This is a genomic window from Corallococcus sp. 4LFB, assembly GCF_046520365.1.
GTDB classification, from domain to species: Bacteria; Myxococcota; Myxococcia; order Myxococcales; family Myxococcaceae; genus Corallococcus; species Corallococcus caeni.
Genome location: NZ_JBKGHJ010000776.1, coordinates 1 through 2654 on the forward strand (window position 1 = coordinate 1; position 2654 = coordinate 2654).

Sequence of the window (2654 nt, forward strand, 5' to 3'; positions counted from 1 at the left end):
GCGCAGCGGCGCGCTGGCGAAGGACGCCGCGGACGGGCTCGCGCGGCGGGTCATCGACTGGTCCCACGCGCCCCGCCCCACCTCGCTGCGCCACGACGCTGCGGAGGCCATCCTGCTGGGCCTGTGGGGCGCGCTGGAGGTGGGCTGGCTGGCCCAGGTCCCTGTTGAGGTGCGGCGCTGACGGCCCGCTACTTCACCGTCAGGCACGCCACCGGCTGCGCGATGGCGTTGCGCGCGCGCTCCTCGCTCACCAGCGCGTAGCCCGCCAGGTCCTGCAGCAGCAGGTCGCGGTTCTGCCGGATGAGGCTCGCGTTCTTGCACGCCTTGAGGTCGCCGTAGAACCCGTACGGCGGCAGCGCGAGCTGCAGCTCCGCCAGCTCCGACAACTGGAGTTCCCCCAGCTCACGGCCGAAGAGCTTGCGGGCCCCGTCCTCCACGCCGATGACGCCGCGCTCGAAGCGGATGGCGGACAGGTCGTAGGCGACGAGCTGGTCCTTCTGGAAGAACGCGTGCAGCCGGTGCGCCGCCACGGACAGCTGCAGCTCGCCCTCGATGCCCATCTGCCGCGCGATGCGCATGGCCAGGCGCCGCTCACACGCGCCGTCCCCGGGGGGCGCCGTGCCCAGCGTCACGCCGGCGAACAGGCGCCACGCCCACGCGCGGCCGTCCTCGCGCGGTGTCTGGAAGTAGGTGGGGCAGTCCATCTGGCGGATGTAGAGCGCCACCAGGTCCTTGGGCATCCGCGAGAAGTCCGGCCGCGTGAAGGTCACCGCCGTGCGCTCCCGGCCGCCCTGGTCCATCCGGCCGGCCAGCACGCTCATCCGGTCGCCCTCGATGCGGTGGCGCAGCTGGCTCTCGACGTCGAACTCGCTCTCCAGACGCGGCAGCTTGCTGGCCGTGTACAGGTACGTGAGCGGAATCACCACGCCGGCCAGGCCGACCAGGAACATGAACAGCCAGAAAACGGTCTTCACGGGGCCGACTCTAGCAGGGGAGGCACGCGTCAGGAGGACCGGTTAGAAAGCCCCCATGAGCGACTGGCACACCGCCACCGTCACCGCCCGCGGCCGCGGCGGATGGCCTCACCGACTGGGTGCTCGACATCGGCGGGACGCCGCTCGTGGGCTCGCACGCCCATCCGGGCCAGTACGTCCAGCTGCGCCTCCCTGGTGGGGAGCCAGGCATGTTCGCCATCGCCTCGCCGCCCGCCCCCGCTGGCACGCAGTGGGAGTTCCTGATCAAGGACGACGGTCCGCTGCCGGCCGCGCTGCTGCGCCTGCCATTGGGCGCGCGCGTGGAGGTGAAGCGGCCGGAAGGCCCGGGCTTCCCCATGGAGAAGGCGCGCGGCCGCGACCTGCTGCTGTTCGCCAGCGGCTCCGGCATCTCCGCCATCCGCCCCGTCATCGCCAGCGTCCAGCGGGAGCGCGGCGCGTATGGCCGGGTGACGCTGTACTTCGGCGCGCGCACGCCGGACAGCTTCGCGTACCAGGGCGAGCTGAAGCAGTGGCAGGCGGACGGCGTGCACGTGCTGTGCACCGTGAGCCGCCCTGGCGCCAGCGGCTGGCAGGGCCTCACCGGCTACGTGCAGGCCCACCTGGGCGAGGAGCGGCTGGAGCACGCCATCGCCTTCGTGTGCGGGCCGGCGGACATGGTGCAGGACGTGATGTCCCAGCTGGCCGGCGCGGCGTCCCGAGGAGCGCCGTGTTCCTCAACTACTGAGCCGCGCGCGGCTCCACGGTGGGGGACGCGTAGCGCACGCCCACCACCACCGCCGCCGGGTCGCTCTCCTGGCTGCCCACGGTATTCACGCGCGTCCACGCGGCCACGCCCAGCCAACGTCCGTCCGGCGAGAAGCGCACGCGGCGCACGGTCCAGCCGAACTCCAGCTCGCCCTTCGGCGCCTGCTCCGCCTCGGTGAAGAGGTACACGCGCCGGTCCCACCCACCGGACGCCAGCGAGCGCCCGTCGGGGGAGATGGCCGCCGAGGACACCACGCCGTGGTGCAGCTCCCACTTGCGCAGCACCTTGCCGGAGGCCGCGTCCACCAGCGCGCCCGCGTTCCACGGGCCCTGCGGCTCCTCCACGCCCTTGCGCTCGCGCTGGTACACCGCGAGCGTGCGCTCCGCCTTCTCCTGGCTGAAGGCCACCCCCAGCCGCTGTCCGCGCGCATCCACGGTGACGTCGTTGACGTGCGCGGGGAAGGTGAAGTCCAGACGCGGCGTCAGCCCGCGTGAGGTCACCGAAGGAGTTCCTTCCGGCACGCCGCCCTTCAACGTGAGGACCGCCTCCGCCGTCGTCTCGTCGAAGACCGTGTCCACGCGCTCGCTGAAGGGCGCGCCCAGCACGCCCTGGCTGCCCTGCGGCACGCACGCGTCGCACACCGCCACGTCCACGCCCGGCAGCGTCAGCGCCTTGAAGCGCAGCGTGCGTCCGCGCGCCACCCGCGCCACGGTGTTGCCCAGCGCGCCCGGCACGGTGACGGTGTCCTTCAGGAACGCCACGTCGATGCCGGACGCCGTCGCCGCCGCGGTGGTGAGCACCACCGCCGGCGTGCGCGAGTCCAGCGCCAGCACCACCGGCGGCCCGCTGTCCACGCGGCCCTGCACCGCCGCGAACCCGCCGCGCCGCTCGAAGTGCGTGCGCGCCGGCGGCGG

General features: G+C 73.3%; 2 protein-coding genes and 2 pseudogenes. 2 read left to right on the forward strand and 2 right to left on the reverse strand.

The annotated features are described in order from the left end of the window. Positions 1 to 181, forward strand: a pseudogene (locus tag ACLEQD_RS40945) (hypothetical protein); the annotation flags it as partial. Positions 182 to 188: 7 nt separating this feature from the next. Here the strand turns inward: ACLEQD_RS40945 and ACLEQD_RS40950 are convergent. Further along, a complete protein-coding gene (locus ACLEQD_RS40950; protein WP_410391346.1) occupies positions 189 to 974 on the reverse strand; it encodes a transglycosylase domain-containing protein in 786 nt (261 codons plus the stop codon). A gap of 356 nt (positions 975 to 1330) precedes the next feature. Here ACLEQD_RS40950 and ACLEQD_RS40955 point away from each other — a divergent pair. Then, positions 1331 to 1603 (forward strand): annotated as a pseudogene (locus ACLEQD_RS40955) (NAD-binding oxidoreductase); the annotation flags it as partial. A gap of 109 nt (positions 1604 to 1712) precedes the next feature. On the opposite strand, the gene ACLEQD_RS40960 reads toward ACLEQD_RS40955, so the two are convergent. Further along, positions 1713 to 2654 (reverse strand): aspartyl protease family protein (locus tag ACLEQD_RS40960; protein ID WP_410391347.1); only part of this gene is annotated, 942 nt, incomplete at its 5' end.